This is a genomic window from Mycobacterium sp. TY815, assembly GCF_030755135.1.
Classification (GTDB): Bacteria; Actinomycetota; Actinomycetes; order Mycobacteriales; family Mycobacteriaceae; genus Mycobacterium.
Map to the genome: position 1 here is coordinate 2,807,595 of NZ_JAUFRX010000001.1, position 18,047 is coordinate 2,825,641.

Genomic DNA, 18,047 nt, shown 5'->3' on the forward strand with positions numbered 1-18,047 from the left:
CAATGACAAGTGCGGCCAAGACGGATACCGGCGACGAGGTCAAGCCGCCGGACATGGTGACGCTGACCATCGACGGTGCCGAAATCAGCGTCCCCAAGGGAACTCTGGTCATTCGCGCGGCCGAGCTGATGGGCATTCAGATCCCCCGGTTCTGTGACCACCCGCTGCTCGACCCGGTCGGTGCCTGCCGGCAGTGCCTGGTCGAGGTGGAGGGCCAGCGCAAGCCGCTGGCGTCGTGCACCACGGTCTGCACCGACGACATGGTGGTGCGCACCCAGCTCACTTCGGCGGCGGCCGACAAGGCCCAGCACGGCGTGATGGAGCTGCTGCTGATCAACCACCCGCTGGACTGCCCGATGTGCGACAAGGGCGGTGAATGCCCGCTGCAGAACCAGGCAATGTCCAACGGGCGAGCGGAATCTCGCTTCACCGACACCAAGCGCACCTTCGCCAAACCGATCAACATCTCCGCGCAGGTGCTGCTGGACCGCGAACGCTGCATCCTGTGCGCCCGCTGCACCCGGTTCTCCAACCAGATCGCCGGCGACCCGTTCATCGACATGCAGGAGCGCGGCGCCCTGCAGCAGGTCGGCATCTACGCCAACGAGCCGTTCGACTCCTACTTCTCCGGCAACACCGTGCAGGTCTGCCCCGTCGGCGCGTTGACCGGCATGTCCTACCGGTTCCGGGCCCGCCCGTTCGACCTGGTGTCCAGCCCCAGCGTGTGCGAGCACTGCGCGTCCGGGTGTGCCCAGCGCACCGACCACCGGCGCGGCAAGGTGACCCGCCGCCTGGCCGGCGACGACCCGGAAGTCAACGAGGAATGGAACTGCGACAAGGGCAGGTGGGCGTTCACCTACGCCACCCAGCCAGACGTCCTGACCACTCCCCTGGTCCGGGACGCCAATGGCGAGCTGGCACCGGCGTCCTGGGCGCACGCGATCGTGGCCGCGACCCAGGGCCTCGAGGCGGCACGCGGCCGCACCGGCGTGCTGGTCGGCGGCCGCGCGACCTGGGAAGACGCCTACGCCTACGCCAAGTTCGCGCGAATCGTGCTGAACACCAACGACATCGACTTCCGCGCCCGGCCTCACTCGGCCGAGGAGGCCGACTTCCTGGCGGCGCGCATCGCGGGCCGGCCGGTCAGCGTCAGCTACGCCGACCTGGAATCGGCTCCGGTGGTGCTGCTGGCCGGATTCGAGCCGGAGGAAGAATCGCCGATCGTGTTCCTGCGGCTGCGCAAGGCCGCACGCAAGAACGGCGTCCCGGTGTATTCGATCGCGCCGTTCGCCACCCGCGCGCTGGACAAGATGTCGGGTCGGCTGCTGCAGACCGCGCCCGGCGGTGAGCCCGCGGCGCTGGACGGCCTGGCCACCGGTGAAGTCGGTGACCTGCTCAGCACCCCCGGCGCGGTCATCATGGTCGGCGAACGGCTGGCCACGGTCCCCGGCGCGCTCTCGGCGGCGGCCCGGTTGGCCGACTCGACCGGTGCCCGCCTGGCCTGGGTGCCGCGACGGGCCGGAGAACGTGGGGCGCTGGAAGCCGGAGCCCTGCCCGCACTGTTGCCCGGCGGCCGCCCGGTCGCCGACGACACCGCCCGCTCGCAGGTCGCCGCCGCCTGGCACGTCGACGAATTGCCTTCCGCCGCAGGACGTGACGTGGACGGCATCCTGGCCGCCGCCACCGACGGCACCCTGGGCGCGCTGCTGGTCGGTGGCATCGAACCCGGTGACTTCGCCGACCCGGACGCGGTACTGGCCGCGCTGGACGCGGCGCCCTTCGTGGTCAGCCTGGAGTTGCGGCACAGCCCGGTCACCCAACGGGCCGACGTGGTGTTCCCGGTCGCCCCGACCACCCAGAAGGCCGGTGCCTTCGTCAACTGGGAGGGTCGCTACCGCGGCTTCGAACCGGCTTTCAAAGGCAGCATGCTGCAGGCCAGCCAATCCGATCACCGGGTGCTCGACACGCTGGCCGACGAGCTGGGCATCCTGCTCAACTGCTCGACCGTCGAGTCGGCGCGCGAGGAACTCGCGGGGCTGGGCACCTGGGACGGAAAGCATGCGGGCAGTCCGCACGTCGAGGCCGCGCCCGCCGCGCAACCCGAGTCCGGCGAGGCGGTGCTGGCCGGCTGGCGGCTGCTGCTGGACGCCGGCCGCGGGCAGGACGGCGAGCCGCATCTGGCGGGTACCGCGCGTACCCCGGTGGTGCGGTTGTCGGCCGACACCGCCAAGGAAATCGGAGCCACCGACGGCGAGTCGGTCACCGTCAGCACCGATCGCGGCTCAATCACCTTGCCGCTCAACGTGACTGACATGCCGGACCGGGTGGTGTGGCTACCGCTGAACTCTCCGGGCTCGGCAGTGCACCAGGAATTGGGCGTCACCTCCGGCGCTTTGGTAAAGATCAGCGCGAAGATCGGGGTGCCGGAATGAACGGTTTGACCGCCTTCGGACACGACCCGTGGTGGCTGGTGCTGGGCAAAGCCCTGGCCATCTTCGTGTTCCTCATGCTCAACGTGCTGGTGGCGATCCTGCTCGAGCGCAAGATCCTCGGCTGGATGCAGTTGCGGCCCGGCCCCAACCGGGCCGGACCGTGGGGCACCCTGCAGAGCCTCGCCGACGGCATCAAGCTGGCGCTGAAGGAAAGCATCACCCCCAAGGGCATCGACTGGTTCGTCTACTTCGCGGCGCCGGCCATCTCGGCGATCCCCGCGTTCACCGCCTTCTCCTTCATCCCGTTCGGCCCCGAGGTGTCGGTGTTCGGACACTGGACGCCCTTGCAGCTCACCGATCTCCCGGTCGCGGTGCTGTTCATCCTGGGCATGTCGGCCATCGGCGTGTACGGCATCGTGCTGGGCGGCTGGGCGTCGGGATCCACTTATCCCCTGCTGGGTGGGGTGCGCTCCACCGCGCAGGTCATCTCCTACGAGGTGGCGATGGGGTTGTCATTCGCAGCGGTGTTCCTGTTCGCGGGCTCGATGTCGACGTCGCAGATCGTCGCCGCCCAGGACCGGGTCTGGTTCGTGTTCCTGCTGCTGCCGTCGTTCGTGATCTACCTGATCTCGATGGTCGGCGAAACCAACCGGGCGCCGTTCGACCTGCCGGAAGCCGAGGGCGAACTGGTCGCCGGTTTCCACACCGAGTACTCGTCCCTGAAGTTCGCGATCTTCATGCTGGCCGAGTACGTCAACATGTTCACGGTGTCGTCGCTGGCCGCGGCCATGTTCTTCGGCGGCTGGCACGCGCCGTGGCCGCTGAACATGTGGGAGGGCGCCAACCACGGCTGGTGGCCGGTGCTCTGGTTCACCCTCAAGATGTGGACGTTCCTGTTCATCTACTTCTGGCTGCGCGCCAGCCTGCCCCGGTTCCGCTATGACCAGTTCATGTCGCTGGGCTGGAAGCTGCTGATCCCGGTCTCGCTGGTGTGGATCATGATCGCGGCGGTCATCCGCACGCTGCGCAACCAGGGCTACGAACACTGGACCACGCTGCTGGTGGTGTGCAGTCTCCTGTTCGCGCTGGCATTGATCGCCACCCTGCGAAAACCGTTCAGCGCACCCAGCCCCCGCAAGCGACGCAAGCAACTGGCCGCAACCGCCGACCAGGCCGGTTTCGAAGGCGGTTTCGCGCCCGCATTCCCGACACCGCCGCTGCCGTTCAAGACACTCGAGCAGCCGATAGGTGCGAGCAAGGAGAAGGCACGTGGCTAACATCTTCAAGCGCCTCTGGGATCCGGTAGCCGGATTCGGCGTCACCTTCGGGTCGATGTTCAAGAAGAACATCACCGAGGAGTACCCGGAGAAGCCCGGACCGGTGGCACCGCGCTACCACGGCCGCCATCAGCTCAACCGGTACCCGGACGGCCTGGAGAAGTGCATCGGCTGCGAGTTGTGCGCCTGGTCCTGCCCGGCCGACGCGATCTACGTCGAAGGCGCGGACAACACTGACGAGCAACGGTTTTCGCCGGGCGAACGCTACGGCCGGGTCTATCAGATCAACTACCTGCGCTGCATCGGGTGCGGGCTGTGCATCGAGGCCTGCCCCACCCGCGCTTTGACCATGACCAACGACTACGAGCTGGCCGACGACAACCGCGCGGACCTCATCTACGAGAAGGACCGGCTGCTGGCGCCGCTGCTGGAGGGCATGACGCAACCACCGCACCCGCGGGCCGAGGGCGCCACCGACAAGGACTACTACCTGGGCAATGTGACGGCCCAGGGCCTGCGCGAAGGTCAGGACGCTCGATGATCGTCACGTTCGCAGCGGAAACTCTGACCCGGACCTCCAGCGGCGAAGCCGTGATGTTCTGGGTGCTCGGCACGGCCGCGGTGATCGGGGCACTCGGGGTGGTGCTGGCGGTCAACGCCGTCTACTCGGCCATGTATCTCGCGATGACGATGCTCATCCTGGCCGTGTTCTACATGGCCCAGGACGCGCTGTTCCTGGGCGTCGTGCAGGTGGTGGTCTACACCGGTGCGGTGATGATGCTCTTCCTGTTCGTGCTCATGCTCATCGGCGTGGACTCCGCGGAATCGCTGAAGGAGACCCTGCGCGGCCAGCGGGTCGCCGCGGTGGTCACCGGCGTCGGCTTCGGTATCGCGCTGATCGCCGGCATCGGCAACGTGGCGACCGGCGGCTTCTCCGGCCTCGCCGCGGCCAACGCGAACGGCAACGTCGAAGGCCTGGCGGCACTGATCTTCTCGCGCTACCTGTGGGCCTTCGAACTGACCAGCGCGCTGCTGATCACCGCCGCCGTCGGCGCGATGATCCTGGCACACCGGGAACGGTTCGAGCGCCGCAAGACCCAGCGCGAGCTCTCCGAGGAGCGGTTCCGTCCCGGCGGCCACCCCACCCCGCTGCCCAACCCGGGCGTCTACGCCCGTCACAACGCGGTCGACGTCGCCGCGTTGCTCCCCGACGGCTCCTACTCCGACCTGTCGGTCTCCAAGATCCTGCGCACCCGCGGAGCCGACGGACTCGAGACACCCTCACCGGAAGCTGTCAAGGGAAGCTCATCATGAATCCGGCCAACTACCTTTACCTTTCGGCTCTGCTGTTCACCATCGGGGCTTCCGGGGTGCTGCTGCGGCGCAACGCGATCGTCATGTTCATGTGCGTCGAGTTGATGCTCAACGCCGTCAACCTGGCGTTCGTCACGTTCGCGCGGATGCACGGCAAACTCGACGGACAGATGATCGCGTTCTTCACCATGGTGGTCGCCGCGTGCGAGGTCGTCATCGGCCTGGCCATCATCATGACGATTTTCCGTGCCCGCAAATCGGCGTCGGTCGACGACGCGAATCTACTCAAAGGCTGAGAACGCCAAGATGACTGACTACACCTGGCTGCTGGTGGCGCTGCCGCTGGCGGGTGCTGTGATCCTGCTGTTCGGCGGTAGACGCACCGACGCGTGGGGCCACTGGCTGGGCACGCTGGCCGCGATCTCGGCGTTCGTCGTCGGCGCGATGTTGCTGTCTGAACTGCTAGGCCGCAGCGCCGAAGACCGTGTCATCCACCAGAAGGTGTTCACCTGGATGCCGGTGGGTCAACTGCAGGTCGACTTCGGCCTGCAGATCGACCAGTTGTCGATGTGCTTCATCCTGCTCATCTCCGGCGTCGGGTCGCTGATCCACATCTACTCGATCGCCTACATGGCCGAGGACGAAGACCGCAGAAGGTTTTTCGGCTACCTCAACCTCTTCCTGGCCTCGATGCTGCTGCTGGTGGTGGCCGACAACTATGTGGTGCTCTACGTCGGCTGGGAGGGCGTCGGTCTGGCGTCCTACCTGCTGATCGGCTTCTGGTACCACAAGCCGACGGCGGCCACGGCGGCCAAGAAGGCGTTCGTGATGAACCGCGTCGGGGACGCCGGCCTGGCCCTGGCGATGTTCCTGATGTTCGCCACGTTCGGCACCGTGTCCTACGCCGGCGTGTTCGCCGGCGCGCCCGCCGCCAGCCAGGGCGTGCTCAACGCGATGGGGTTGCTGCTGCTGATGGGCGCCTGCGCCAAGTCGGCCCAGGTCCCGCTGCAGGCCTGGTTGGGTGACGCGATGGAGGGTCCGACGCCAGTCTCGGCGCTGATCCACGCCGCCACCATGGTGACCGCCGGTGTCTACCTGATCGTGCGGTCCAACCCGGTCTTCAATCTGGCCCCCGGCGCGCAGCTGGCCGTGGTGATCGTCGGTGCCGTCACCCTGATGCTGGGGGCGTTCATCGGCTGCGCCAAAGACGACATCAAGCGGGCGCTGGCCGCTTCCACGATGAGCCAGATCGGTTACATGGTGCTGGCCGCCGGCCTCGGCCCGGCCGGCTACGCGTTCGCGATCATGCACCTGCTCACCCACGGCTTCTTCAAGGCCGGACTGTTCCTCGGGTCCGGGTCGATCATCCACGCGATGCACGAAGAGCAGGACATGCGCCGCTACGGCGGCCTGCGCAAGGCCCTGCCGATCACGTTCGTGACGTTCGGGCTGGGCTACCTGGCGATCATCGGTGTTCCGCCCTTTGCGGGCTTCTTCTCCAAAGACGCGATCATCGAGGCGGCGCTGGGCGCCGGCGGCGCCCGGGGCTATGTGCTGGGCGGGGCCGCCCTGCTGGGCGCGGGCATCACCGCCTTCTACATGACGCGCGTCATGCTGATGACGTTCTTCGGTCAAAAGCGTTGGGCGCCAAGCTCGCATCCGCACGAGTCGCCCGCGCTGATGACGGCGCCGATGATCATCCTGGCCTTCGGCTCGGTGTTCGCCGGCGGCCTGTTCGCGATGGGCGACTCCTTGCAGCACTGGCTCGAACCCGTGGTTGGTGTGCACGAAGAGGCGGCGCACGCGTTGCCTGAATGGGCCGTCAGCGTCGTCGCGGTGGCGGTGGTCGTCGTCGGCGCCTTGGTGGCCTACCGGATGTACGGCGGCAAGGCGGAAATTCCGCGGGTGGCGCCCGCTCAGGTTTCGGTGCTGACGACGGCCGCACGGGCCGACGCTTACGGCGATGCCTTCAACGAGGAGGTCTTCATGCGCCCGGGTGCGCACCTGACGGACAGGCTGGTGGCCGTCGACAACGCCGGCGTGGACGGGTCGGTCAACGGCCTGGCCGCCCTGGTGGGCCGGACGTCGAATCGGTTGCGAGGCTTCCAGACCGGCTTCGCCCGTAACTACGCGCTGTCGATGCTGGCGGGGGCGGCCCTGGTGGCCGGCGCACTGTTGGTGGTGAACCTGTGGTGAACGTGCCCTGGCTGAGCGTCCTGTGGCTGGTGCCGCTGGCCGGTGCGGTGCTGATCATTCTGTTGCCGCCGAGCCTGCGGCAGGTCGCCAAATGGACCGGCCTGCTGGTCGCCGTCGCGACGCTCGCGGTCTCGCTCGTCGTCGCGGTCGGGTTCAAGCCCGGTGGTGACACCTACCAGTTCGTCGAAAGACGCACCTGGATACCGGCTTTCGGGGCCGGTTACTCCCTCGGTGTGGACGGCATCGCGCTGATCCTGGTGGTGCTGACCACCATCCTGATCCCCCTGCTGCTGGTGGCCGGCTGGAACGACGGGGGCGACACCAATCCCCGGGGCGTGCACGCGTATGTCGCGCTGACGCTGGCCATCGAGTCGATGGTGCTGATCTCGGTCATCGCCCTGGACGTGCTGCTGTTCTACGTCTTCTTCGAAGCCATGCTCATCCCGATGTACTTCCTGATCGGTGGGTTCGGGCAGGGCCGCGACCGCTCGCGGGCCGCGGTGAAATTCCTGCTGTACAACCTCTTCGGCGGGCTGATCATGCTGGCGGCGGTGATCGGCCTCTACGTTGTCACCAGTCAGCACGGCGGCGGCACCTTCGATTTCGTCCGCATCGTCGACGACGTCAAGGCCGGCCGCCTCGCCGGAGTGGACCCGGTGGTGTTCAAGGCGATCTTCCTGGGCTTCATGTTCGCGTTCGCGATCAAAGCTCCACTGTGGCCGCTGCACCGCTGGCTGCCCGACGCGGCCGTCGAGTCCACTCCCGCCACCGCGGTGCTGATCACCGCCGTGATGGACAAGGTCGGCACCTTCGGTATGCTGCGCTACTGCCTGCAGCTGTTCCCGGACGCCGCAACGTATTTCCGTCCCGCGATAGTCACGCTGGCCATCATCGGGGTGATCTACGGCGCCATCGTGGCCATCGGCCAGACCGACATGATGCGCCTGATCGCCTACACCTCGATCTCCCACTTCGGGTTCATCATCGCGGGCATCTTCGTGATGACCACCCAGGGCCAGAGCGGCTCGACGCTGTACATGCTCAACCACGGCATCTCCACCGCGGCGGTGTTCCTGATCGCAGGGTTCCTGGTATCCCGCGGCGGTAGCCGCAACATCGCCGATTACGGCGGCGTGCAGAAGGTGGCACCCATCCTGGCCGGCACCTTCCTGGTGTCCTGCATGGCGACCCTGTCGCTGCCGGGCCTGGCTCCGTTCGTCAGCGAATTCCTGGTATTGCTGGGCACTTTCAACCGCTACTGGATGGCGGCGGCGTTCGGTGTGACGGCGCTGGTACTGGCGGCCATCTACATGCTGTGGCTCTACCAGCGGGTGATGACCGGCCCGGTGGCCACCGGGAACGAGAAGATCCGCGATCTGGTGGGCCGTGAGCTGGCCGTCGTCGCCCCGTTGCTCGCGCTGCTGTTCGTGCTCGGCGTCTACCCCAAGCCGGTGCTGGACATCATCAACCCGGCGGTGGAGAGCACCATGACCACCATCGGCCAGCATGACCCCGCTCCCACGATCAACGGCGTACCCCGGAAAGCCGAAGGACCGCACCAATGACGCTGCCCAGCCCCAGCATCGAGTACTTCCTGCTGTCCCCCATGTTCATTGTTTTCGGTATTGCGGTGCTCGGCGTGCTGGTCGAAGCATTCCTGCCGCGAAGGGCGCGCTACGGCGCGCAGGTGGTGCTGACGCTCGCCGGGCTGGTCGCGGCCTTCGTCGCCGTGGTCGCCGTGGCGAAGTCGGTCCCGGCCGAGGGTCGGCGTACGGTCCTCGGCGCGGTGGCGGTGGACCGGCCGACACTGTTCCTGCAAGGCACAATCGTCCTGGTCTCGGTGCTCGCCGTCATCTTCGTCGCCGAGCGCAGCCAGCGAACGGTCCCGGCCGCCGAGAAGAGCAAGGTCTTCGCCGGCCTGGATTCCTTCACCCCTCAGGCGTCCGCGGTACCGGGTAGCGACACCGAGCACGAGGCCGAACGCGCCGGCGTCGCCCAGACCGAGCTCTTCCCACTGCTGATGCTGTCCGTCGGCGGCATGATGGTGTTCCCCGCCTCCGACGACCTGCTGACCATGTTCGTCGCGCTGGAGGTCCTGTCGCTCCCGCTGTACCTGATGTGCGGGCTGGCCCGGCACCGCCGGTTGGCGTCGCAGGAATCGGCGCTGAAATATTTTCTGCTGGGCGCCTTCTCGTCGGCGTTCTTCCTCTATGGCGTGGCCTTGCTGTACGGCGCCACCGGCACGCTGACACTGACCGGCATCCGCGATTCCCTTGCCGGCGAGACCAATAAGTCGATGGCTCTGGTCGGCGTCGCGTTGCTGTCGGTCGGTCTGCTGTTCAAAGTCGGCGCGGTGCCGTTCCACTCCTGGATTCCGGACGTGTACCAGGGCGCCCCCACCCCGATCACCGGTTTCATGGCGGCGGCCACCAAGGTCGCGGCCTTCGGCGCCCTGCTGCGCGTCGTGTATGTGGCACTGCCACCGTTGCATCACGACTGGCGCCCGGTGCTCTGGGGAATCGCGATCCTGACGATGACGGTGGGCACCATCACCGCGGTGAACCAGACCAATGTCAAACGGATGCTGGCGTATTCGTCGGTCGCACACGTCGGCTTCATCCTCACCGGCGTGATCGCCGACAACTCCGCGGGCCTGTCGGGCACGTTGTTCTACCTGGTCGCCTACAGCTTCAGCACGGTGGGCGCCTTCGCGATCGTGGGCCTGGTCCGCAATTCCGAGGACGTCGAAGACGCCGACCTGTCGCACTGGGCGGGCCTCGGTCAGCGCTCCCCCATTGTGGGAGTGATGCTTTCGATGTTCCTGCTGGCGTTCGCGGGCATCCCGCTGACAAGTGGTTTCATCAGCAAGTTCGCGGTGTTCAAGGCCGCGGCGCAGGGTGGCGCCGTGCCGCTGGTGGTGATCGGTGTGATCTCCAGCGGCGTGGCCGCCTACTTCTACGTGCGGGTGATCGTGTCGATGTTCTTCACCGAACCCACCGACGACACACCGCATGTCATGGCGCCCGGGGTGCTGAGCAAGGCGGCCATCGCGGTGTGCGCGCTGGTGACGGTGCTGCTGGGCATCTTTCCGCAGCCGGTGCTGGACCTGGCCGAGCGCGCCGCGACATTCGTGAACTAGGTCTGGTCGAAGAATCCCGACTGGTCGTCACCCTTGTTGTAGAAGCCGGAACTGGCGTTGCCCGAGTTCGACACGCCGGAGCTGCCGGCGCCCGAAACGCCGATACCGGAACTGAACTGGCCCGACAGGTTGAACCCGGAGCCGAATGAGCCGGTGTTGCCGAAGCCGACATTGTTGAGCCCCGTGTTGTTGAAGCCAACCAGCTCCGAGCCGTTGTTACCGAAACCCGATATCGCAACGAAGCCACCGGTTTTCACGTTCTGGAAGCCCGACACGGTATCGCCTGAGTTGTTGAATCCCGAGACGTTGGTGGCGCCGGCTGCATGACCGAATCCGGAGACGCTGCCGGGCTGGTCGGTCGCGCTGCCGATGCCGGTGTTGACGCTGCCTGCGTTGAACAGGCCCGTGTTCAGGTCACCGGAATTTCCGAAGCCGGTGTTCAGGGAACCTGCGTTGAACGATCCGGTGTTGCCGCCGAGCCCAGCACCGGCCTGGCCGCCCGCATTGAAATCGCCGGTATTGGCGAAGCCGGCATTGCCGAATCCCATGTTGCTCAGACCGGCGTTGCCGCCGCCGACATTGTTGAAGCCGCCATTGCTGAACCCAGTGTTGTTGAACCCACCATTGCCGAAGCCGGTGTTGATCGCGCCTCCGTTCCAGAAGCCGGTGTTCAGGGACCCGCCGTTGCCGAAGCCGGTGTTGGTGTTGCCTGAGTTGAAGAACCCGAAGTTGCCGTCACCGGAGTTGAAGAAGCCGACGTTGTTGTTGCCCGAGTTACCGAAACCGATGTTGCCGACGCCCGAGTTGAGCGCTCCGATGCCGAACTGGTTGTTACCGGTCAGGCCGAAGCCGATGTTGTTGTTGCCGCTATTGCCGAACCCGAAGTTGAAATTGCCCTTATTGCCGAACCCGAAGTTGGATGAGCCCAGGTTGCCGCTGCCGAGGTTGGACGAGCCCGAGTTGCCGGTGCCGATGTTGCCGCTGCCCCGGTTTCCGCTGCCGAAGTTACCGTCACCGGCGTTATTGCCGAAACCGAGGTTCCCGCTACCGTTGTAGTTTCCGCCACCGAAGTTCAAGGTGCCGAAGTAATTGCCGTTGCCGAAGTTGGTGTAGCCGAGATTGCCGCTGCCCAAGTTGTAGGAGCCCCAGTTGCCGCCGCCCAGGTTGAGGTTCCCGAGGTTGCCGCCGCCTACGTTGACGTTGCCGATATTGCCGGAGCCCAGGTTGAAGTCGCCGGTGTTTCCGGCCCCCAGGTTCCAGCTGCCGAGATTGCCCAGCCCGGTGTTGACGTCAGGCAGTGCAAGGCCGAGTGCAGGTGCGCCGGGCAGCGCGGCCAGGGCTGGGGCCAGCGGTCCGATATCGAGCAGGAACGCGGGCGCGGCAGCACGCCCGAAGATGCCGGCCTGCCCATTACCTGGGTGGAAGAAGCCCGAGCTCGCATTGCCGGCAATCCCGATGCCTGAGCTACCCGCTCCTGCGATTGCGATACCGGCGCTGAGGTTGCCGGAATTCGCAATTCCTACCGTGTCCTGACCGGTGTTGAACCACCCGACCGCACCAGAAGCGGAGTTATTGAAACCTGAGATCAGGGTGGCTCCGACGCCGGCGTCCGAGTTCTGGAAACCGGACGAGAAGCTGGCCGTGTTGTTGAAACCGGAACTGTTTAGTCCTGTGTTGCCGATACCGGAGCCGGTCGCGCCCGGCGGCGTGATCGCACTACCGACGCCGGTATTAAAGTCGCCGGAATTCAGCAAGCCGGTGTTGGTGTTGCCCGCATTGCCGAGACCAGTGTTGAATCCGCCACTGTTCGACATGCCCGTGTTGAAGGCTCCTGTATTGAAGGAGCCCGTGTTGTGCAGCCCGGTATTCCCGGTGCCCATGTTCGATGCGCCCGAATTACCAACGCCCGCATTGAAATCCCCCGAATTTCCGATTCCGAAGTTCGAAGTACCTGCGTTTCCGAAGCCGGTGTTGGTACTACCCCCATTCCAGAACCCTGTGTTGACACCACCGGCGTTGCTGAAGCCGAAGTTGCCGTCGCCGGAATTGAAAATGCCGAAGTTACCGTTACCGGAGTTGAAGAATCCGACGTTGTTGTTGCCCGAGTTCCCGAACCCGAAGTTTCCGGTGCCGGAGTTGAGCGCACCGATTCCGAACAGGTTGTCGCCGGTCAGTCCGATGCCGATGTTGTTGTTTCCGTGGTTCCCGAATCCGAAGTTGTAACTGCCGTTGTTGCCGAACCCGATATTGGTTGAACCCAGATTGCCGCTGCCCAGGTTGAACGAGCCCAGATTGCCGCTGCCGAAGTTGAGACTGCCGAAGTTGCCGCCGCCGAGGTTGCTGCTTCCCCGGTTGCCGAAGCCGGCGTTGCCGTTGCCCGAGTGGCCGAATCCCACATTCAGATTGCCGGAGTGTCCGAGGCCGAGGTTCGTGAAACCGGTACTCCCGAAACCGAGATTGAAGGAACCGAAGTTGCCGCTGCCCAGGTTCAGATTCCCCAGGTTGCCGCCGCCGAGGTTCACGTTTCCGGTGTTGCCGTTACCGAAATTCAGGAAACCGTTGTTGCCGCCCCCAATATTCCATGACCCGATGTTGCCGATTCCGGTGTTCACGTCGGGAATTGCGGCCGCGGCAGCGGCGGCGGATGCCGCCACCTGACCCAACACCGGCAGACCGGCCAGTGCGTTACCCCACGACGACAACGTCGCGGCGGCCGCCGCCGCCCCGCCGTGATAGCCCACCAGTGCCGCCACGTCGGCCGCCCAGAACTCCTCGTACACACTCTCAGCCGCCGCGATGGCCGGCGCATTCTGGCCGAACAAGTTGCCGATCACCAACCGCACGAAGGCATTTCGGTTCGCCGAAACCGCCAGCGGATGCACCGTCGCGGCTCGGGCCGCCTCGAACGCGCTCGCGACCGCTCTGGCCGCCGCAGAAGCATCCCCCGCGCGGCTCGCCGCTACTGCCAGCGACCGCGCATAGACGTCCGCAGCAGCTACCATCTTCGCCGCCGCGGCGCCCTGCCACGCCTGCCCGGCCAACCCCGATGTCACCGCCTGGAACGACTGCGCCGCGGTCGACAACTCCTGTGCCAACCCGTCCCAGGCCAGACCCGCCTCCAGCATCGGCGCAGAACCCGCGCCACGGAACATGCGAATCGAATTGATTTCCGGCGGCAAGCCGAAGAAGCTCATGACCGCGTCCTCCCGATGGACCAGTACGATGACATGTCGCCTGTGACCGCTGTCACATAAGGCGCGTAAGTGACTGTAGAGAACTTGCCCATCGAATGCCGGATTTTTGCTGATTCCCGGCCGCGAGATTCGTTTGCCTAATTCAGAAACGGACGGGTGGCCAGGACATAAATCGCCAGCACGGCTAGCGGCGCCAGCAGCGGCAACCAGGGCACCTGCACCGGAAATGACGTCGCCACCAATCCGACGAAAGTGAAGCCGACGGCGGCGACGATCGTCGGCCAACTGCCGGTGACCACGTCGCCGGACGCATGCCGGCACACCAGGTAGGCCGCGGCGCACAATCCCGACAGCGCGGCCAGCACGTGGGAACCGTCTGAGACCGCGATGAGTAACACCGCCAACAACACGGCAATCGTTGCCGCAGAACGAAATACCGCGCCCAGTCCGACAGCGAGCACGGCAGCGGCTCCGGCGGCCAGCGCAGGCCCGTGCGATCCGATGGTGGCCGCCGCCACCATCAGCAGGCCGAACACCACCGAGAAGACGCGGGTCCCGGACTGCGCGAGCATGTCAGCGCCTCGATCCCCGTACGCGCATCCGACGGTCCGGCATCAGGGCCATCGACTGGTCGAGTGAGCGATCCGACGGCCAGGACAGCACGTCTACGCCGACGGTGGCCATGTCCCGATACATCCCCGAGCGCTGCAGCGCCCACATCTTGACGACCAGTGGGTCGTGCTCGCCCTCGAACGGAGAACTGTCCAGTACGTCCACCACCACCACCACATGGCCGCGCTTACGCAAATCGATGAGCGCCAAGGCGAATTCGGTGTCCAGCAGCGTGGAGAACGCGATGACGATCGCACCCGACGGGACGGCCGCGCGGGGAGCCAGGGTGCCGGTGGTGGTTTCGAATCGCCCGCCGGCATCGAGCACGGTGTCGAGAACGCGATAGAACTGCCGCTGACCGATGTCGGCGCCGAGCCAGCGGGGGCGATTGCCACCGAGAGCGACGATGCCCGCCCGGTCGCCGTGCCGCAGGGCGGTCTGCACCACCTGGGCAGCGCCGCGAACCACGCGTTCGGTGGCAGCGGTTGCGGGCCCGGCCGGCTGGCGATAGGTATCGATCAGCACCACCACGTCAGCGGCGCGGTCGGTCAGGCGCTGCGTCACATGCAGTCGGCCCCGCCGGGCGCTCACCGCCCAGTTCACCGCGCGCAGTTGGTCACCCGGCACATAGAGCCGGATGTCGGCGTATTCCACGCCGGGCCCGATGTGCCGGGTCAGGTGCGCACCCAGCCGGTCGAGCAATTCCACCTGCGGAAGTGACGTCGATTGTGGCGGCGTCAGGGGAAACACGATGACGTCGGCGACATCGACAGTTCCGGTCCCCCTGAGCAACCCGCCCCGCGCGACGACGTCCACCCGGGCCCGCAGGTGGTAGCGGCCCCACCGTTTCGCCACGGCTACAACTGTTTTCGCCTGCGGCTCGCTTTCGGCCTCGTCCAGTTCCATCCCGTCGACGGCCGAGACCGTGAGGTCCGCGGCGGCCGAGCCGTCCGTCGTGGTCCACACCCGCACCCGCGACTCCTCGTTCTCGAAACATCGTTGCGAGTCGGGGTCCGCGTGCACGTGAACCGTCGGGACCGGAGATTGCCAGCTGAGCGAGCACAGCACCCCCAGCAGCGGCGCGGCGAACGCGATGAGCTGCCAGCGTCCGCCCATGACTGCGGCCGCCAGCGCCACTCCTGCGCAGGTGGCGATCGCCAGCGTGAGTGCGGATGCGCGCCAGCGGATCTCGACTTCGCGATGGGTGATCACGTCTGCCGGCGGTCGGCGCGTGGCACGGGCAGGCGCCGCAACAGTTCTCCGACCACGTCGGCGCCCTGGATCTTGCGCACCCACATCTCCGGACGCAGCGTGATCCGGTGGGCAACGGCGGGTACGGCGAGCGCTTTGACGTCTTCGGGGATCACGTAGTCGCGGCCCAACAACAGTGCGCGGGCACGCGCGAGTTGCACCAGGTCGAGTTCGGCGCGCGGACTGGCGCCGACGGCAACCTGGGGATGGTGCCTGGTCGCCGTTGCCAGCGACACCACGTACTGCAGCACGTCCTCGTGCACGGTGACCTGCTCCACCGCTTCACGCATCGCCAGCAGATCGGTTGCGTCCACGACCTGGTTGACCGTTGGCTCCGCCGAACCACGGTCCAGGCGCCGGCGCAGCATCGCCGCTTCATCCTGTTCGGAGAGGTAGCGCAGTTCCAGCCGGATGGCGAACCGGTCCAGCTGAGCCTCCGGCAACGGGTAGGTGCCTTCGTACTCGATCGGGTTGTCGGTGGCCAGCACGATGAAAGGCGTTGGCAGCTTGTGGGTTTGGCCGTCGATACTGACCTGCCCCTCGGCCATCGCCTCCAGCAGCGCCGCCTGAGTCTTGGGGGGCGTGCGGTTGATCTCGTCGCCGAGCAGCAGGTTGGTGAAGATCGGGCCGCGGCGGAATTCGAAACGCCCCGACTGCATGTCGTAGATCGTCGAACCGAGCAGGTCCGCCGGCAACAGGTCGGGGGTGAACTGCACCCGGGTGAATTCCAGTCCCAGCGCGGACGCGAACGAACGCGCGATCAGCGTCTTGCCCAGCCCGGGTAGATCTTCGATCAGGACGTGCCCGCGGGCCAGCAGCGCGGTCAGGATGAGGTTCAGCGCCGAGCGCTTTCCGACCACGACGCGTTCGATCTCGTCGAGGACCGCTTCGCACTGGGCTGTGGTCGTACCAACGGGCATGGCCGCCGGGGTCGTCATCTGTGCTCCATCGTCATACCTTCTCCAACTTACGCAGAATTTCCTCCAGCGCCGCGCGGCCCGGTCCCGGCTGGCTGGCATCGGCATGCCCGACATTGTTCGGATTAACCCATTCCCAGAGTTCGGCGCCGAAAAGCATCTCGCCGGTGGCCCGGAACGCCGCCGGGTCCTTGGCCTGTCGTTGGCCCGTAGTGATCTCAAAGCGACGGGCCAGCATCGGGCGCAGATGACGGTCCCAGTCCTTGCGACTGGAGTCCGACCATCGGATCATCGTCTCGGTGTTCGACAACCAGCGGCGCAGTGAATCACCGAGATCGTCGTGTTCCACCTCAGCTTCCGGCTCACTCGGGTGACCCAGGACGCGGCGCACGTTGAGCAACACCAGCGCCAGGGCCACGCCGGCGCCCACCAGGACGAAGCGGCGGTCCTGCAGAATCAGCGCCAGCATCTCGATCCCGACGATGAGGCAAATACCCAGTGCTATAAGCTTTTTCATGCGACTCTGCCCGCGCGTGGAGCGATCTCGTCGAGCACCAGTTCAAGTACGCGGACCGCTGTCTCACGATGTGCTTCGTCCATCACATGCGGGCTGAACCGGGCTTCCTCGAAGAGATTCACCAACTGGACGGCGTTTTCGGCTCGCAGCGCACGCTGTTCGACCGCACGGGCGAGCACCTCGGTGGGCGTGTCGAACTCCTGCGGCACCGCACCCGGGACGTTGGCCAACTCGCGCTCCATTGCCGCGTAGCAGGCGATGATCGCTTCGCGTGGTTCCCGGCTGAGGTCTGTCATTTCGGCGAGCCCTACCTCCGCGGCCCGCACCAGTGACTCCGAAGCGACGTCCGCAGAGGGCAATTCGGCATGATCGGGAGCCGCTGGTGCTGTTGTCACCGCGCGGCGGCGCCGACGCGACACGATGAAGCCGCCGACGAAAAGCATCAGCAGTACCGGGACAAACGCCACCAGCGACCCGAGCATGTCCGGGCCGTCCTTGGGCCGCGCAGGCTGTTTCGGTTGCGGAGCACCTCCGGTGCCCGGCGGGGTAGCGCCCGAATCCGGTTGCGGCGCGTCAAGACTGATCTGTGGCGGGGTGAACCAGCGGGATACCAGCACCGCGATCAGGAGCCATGCTGCGACCACTCCCAGCGCGATCAACACCACGCGCCAGCTCGGCCGGGCGCTGCCGCCGCCCAGCATGTCGGGCAGCGGGCCGGCGCTGGGCGCCACCGCGCGCGGGTCGCGCAGTCTGGCGATGATCGAGAATGCCAGCAACGCCAAGGTGGCCGCGATCGCCGCGACGAGGAACATCAGCGCCGTCCTGCTCGGCCCCTCCTCGGCAATGCGGCGCCCGTGGTGCGCCGGGAGATACCCGCGTAGCGCGGCGGCAACAAGCATCAGGAGCGCGACCATAGCCACCACCCGCGTGGTGGGCTTGCCGAACATCAGTGACGGTTCCCCGGCGGTTTGGGCCCCATAGCCGAAGGCTAGTGGCGTCGGGCTACCCGGGTCCAGTCGCGGGGGCTTGTCGGCCGGGATGCCTGTTGTGATGTGCCAGGACATCGGCGGCGGTTGGTGTTTAGGAGTTTCGGTGAAGGTGAGCCGCTGCTGTTGGGCTGCGGTGAGCGGGGCCTTCCGTTGCCGACGTATCTCGCCCACGGCCGCGGTTATCCACAAACACGCGACCCTGCCAGAAA

14 protein-coding genes are annotated in these 18,047 nt (G+C 66.3%); 8 read left to right on the forward strand and 6 right to left on the reverse strand.

Annotated elements, in window-relative coordinates; translation table 11 throughout:
- Nucleotides 1–2 precede the first annotated feature (2 nt).
- From QXK92_RS12060 to nuoN, 8 genes are read left to right on the forward strand one after another with little or no spacing between them, the layout of a single operon-like run.
- On the forward strand, nucleotides 3–2,432 hold the full coding sequence (locus tag QXK92_RS12060) for an NADH-quinone oxidoreductase subunit G (protein ID WP_306241848.1): 2,430 nt from the start codon (nucleotides 3–5) through the stop codon (nucleotides 2,430–2,432).
- Between the two features lie 5 nt (nucleotides 2,433–2,437).
- Complete coding sequence (gene nuoH / locus QXK92_RS12065; protein WP_306244363.1) at nucleotides 2,438–3,709, forward strand: NADH-quinone oxidoreductase subunit NuoH; 1,272 nt, start codon at nucleotides 2,438–2,440, stop codon at nucleotides 3,707–3,709.
- Entirely contained in the window at nucleotides 3,702–4,250 is a 549-nt protein-coding gene (gene nuoI, locus QXK92_RS12070; protein ID WP_306241849.1) for an NADH-quinone oxidoreductase subunit NuoI, read from the forward strand. Before nuoH ends, nuoI begins: the two co-directional genes overlap by 8 nt.
- Nucleotides 4,247–5,023: an NADH-quinone oxidoreductase subunit J gene (locus QXK92_RS12075; RefSeq protein WP_306241850.1), complete on the forward strand. Its 777-nt coding sequence runs from the start codon at nucleotides 4,247–4,249 to the stop codon at nucleotides 5,021–5,023. The genes nuoI and QXK92_RS12075 overlap by 4 nt, the downstream gene beginning before the upstream one ends.
- Nucleotides 5,020–5,319 (forward strand): NADH-quinone oxidoreductase subunit NuoK, encoded by a 300-nt coding sequence (nuoK, locus tag QXK92_RS12080; protein WP_055580875.1) that lies wholly within the window; start codon nucleotides 5,020–5,022, stop codon nucleotides 5,317–5,319. The genes QXK92_RS12075 and nuoK overlap by 4 nt, the downstream gene beginning before the upstream one ends.
- Before the next feature lie 10 nt (nucleotides 5,320–5,329).
- The gene (gene nuoL / locus QXK92_RS12085; protein ID WP_306241851.1) at nucleotides 5,330–7,219 is read left to right on the forward strand and encodes an NADH-quinone oxidoreductase subunit L; all 1,890 of its coding nucleotides are present in this window, start codon (nucleotides 5,330–5,332) and stop codon (nucleotides 7,217–7,219) included.
- Nucleotides 7,213–8,784: an NADH-quinone oxidoreductase subunit M gene (locus QXK92_RS12090; RefSeq protein ID WP_306241852.1), complete on the forward strand. Its 1,572-nt coding sequence runs from the start codon at nucleotides 7,213–7,215 to the stop codon at nucleotides 8,782–8,784. The genes nuoL and QXK92_RS12090 overlap by 7 nt, the downstream gene beginning before the upstream one ends.
- Nucleotides 8,781–10,358 (forward strand): NADH-quinone oxidoreductase subunit NuoN, encoded by a 1,578-nt coding sequence (gene nuoN, locus QXK92_RS12095; RefSeq protein ID WP_306241853.1) that lies wholly within the window; start codon nucleotides 8,781–8,783, stop codon nucleotides 10,356–10,358. The genes QXK92_RS12090 and nuoN overlap by 4 nt, the downstream gene beginning before the upstream one ends.
- On the opposite strand, the gene QXK92_RS12100 is transcribed toward nuoN, so the two are convergent.
- The 6 genes from QXK92_RS12100 to QXK92_RS12125 form a co-directional block, all read right to left on the reverse strand.
- Entirely contained in the window at nucleotides 10,355–13,552 is a 3,198-nt protein-coding gene (locus QXK92_RS12100) for a PPE family protein (RefSeq protein ID WP_306241854.1), read from the reverse strand. The two genes, nuoN and QXK92_RS12100, sit on opposite strands and share 4 nt — an antisense overlap.
- 137 nt (nucleotides 13,553–13,689) lie before the next feature.
- The gene (locus QXK92_RS12105) at nucleotides 13,690–14,124 is read right to left on the reverse strand and encodes a hypothetical protein (protein WP_306241855.1); all 435 of its coding nucleotides are present in this window, start codon (nucleotides 14,122–14,124) and stop codon (nucleotides 13,690–13,692) included.
- Nucleotide 14,125: 1 nt separating this feature from the next.
- Nucleotides 14,126–15,376, reverse strand: coding sequence for a DUF58 domain-containing protein (locus QXK92_RS12110; protein WP_306241856.1), 1,251 nt, complete (start codon nucleotides 15,374–15,376; stop codon nucleotides 14,126–14,128).
- The gene (locus QXK92_RS12115) at nucleotides 15,373–16,335 is read right to left on the reverse strand and encodes an AAA family ATPase (RefSeq protein WP_371934209.1); all 963 of its coding nucleotides are present in this window, start codon (nucleotides 16,333–16,335) and stop codon (nucleotides 15,373–15,375) included. The genes QXK92_RS12110 and QXK92_RS12115 overlap by 4 nt, the downstream gene beginning before the upstream one ends.
- A gap of 31 nt (nucleotides 16,336–16,366) precedes the next feature.
- A complete protein-coding gene (locus QXK92_RS12120; RefSeq protein WP_306241858.1) occupies nucleotides 16,367–16,849 on the reverse strand; it encodes a hypothetical protein in 483 nt (160 codons plus the stop codon).
- Nucleotides 16,846–17,796 carry a DUF4129 domain-containing protein gene (locus tag QXK92_RS12125; protein WP_306244365.1) on the reverse strand — a complete coding sequence of 317 codons (951 nt, stop codon included), beginning with the start codon at nucleotides 17,794–17,796 and terminating at the stop codon, nucleotides 16,846–16,848. The genes QXK92_RS12120 and QXK92_RS12125 overlap by 4 nt, the downstream gene beginning before the upstream one ends.
- Nucleotides 17,797–18,047: the final 251 nt, after the last annotated feature.

What these genes read in the sequence shown, in the direction of transcription:
- QXK92_RS12115 (WP_371934209.1), bottom strand. Translation starts at nt 16,335, where the DNA reads ATGCCCGTTGGTACGACCACAGCCCAGTGCGAAGCGGTCCTCGACGAG.
- QXK92_RS12125 (WP_306244365.1), bottom strand. Translation starts at nt 17,796, where the DNA reads ATGTTCGGCAAGCCCACCACGCGGGTGGTGGCTATGGTCGCGCTCCTG.
- nuoK (WP_055580875.1), top strand. Translation starts at nt 5,020, where the DNA reads ATGAATCCGGCCAACTACCTTTACCTTTCGGCTCTGCTGTTCACCATC.
- QXK92_RS12120 (WP_306241858.1), bottom strand. Translation starts at nt 16,849, where the DNA reads ATGAAAAAGCTTATAGCACTGGGTATTTGCCTCATCGTCGGGATCGAG.
- nuoL (WP_306241851.1), top strand. Translation starts at nt 5,330, where the DNA reads ATGACTGACTACACCTGGCTGCTGGTGGCGCTGCCGCTGGCGGGTGCT.
- nuoN (WP_306241853.1), top strand. Translation starts at nt 8,781, where the DNA reads ATGACGCTGCCCAGCCCCAGCATCGAGTACTTCCTGCTGTCCCCCATG.
- QXK92_RS12100 (WP_306241854.1), bottom strand. Translation starts at nt 13,552, where the DNA reads ATGAGCTTCTTCGGCTTGCCGCCGGAAATCAATTCGATTCGCATGTTC.
- QXK92_RS12105 (WP_306241855.1), bottom strand. Translation starts at nt 14,124, where the DNA reads ATGCTCGCGCAGTCCGGGACCCGCGTCTTCTCGGTGGTGTTCGGCCTG.
- QXK92_RS12075 (WP_306241850.1), top strand. Translation starts at nt 4,247, where the DNA reads ATGATCGTCACGTTCGCAGCGGAAACTCTGACCCGGACCTCCAGCGGC.
- QXK92_RS12060 (WP_306241848.1), top strand. Translation starts at nt 3, where the DNA reads ATGACAAGTGCGGCCAAGACGGATACCGGCGACGAGGTCAAGCCGCCG.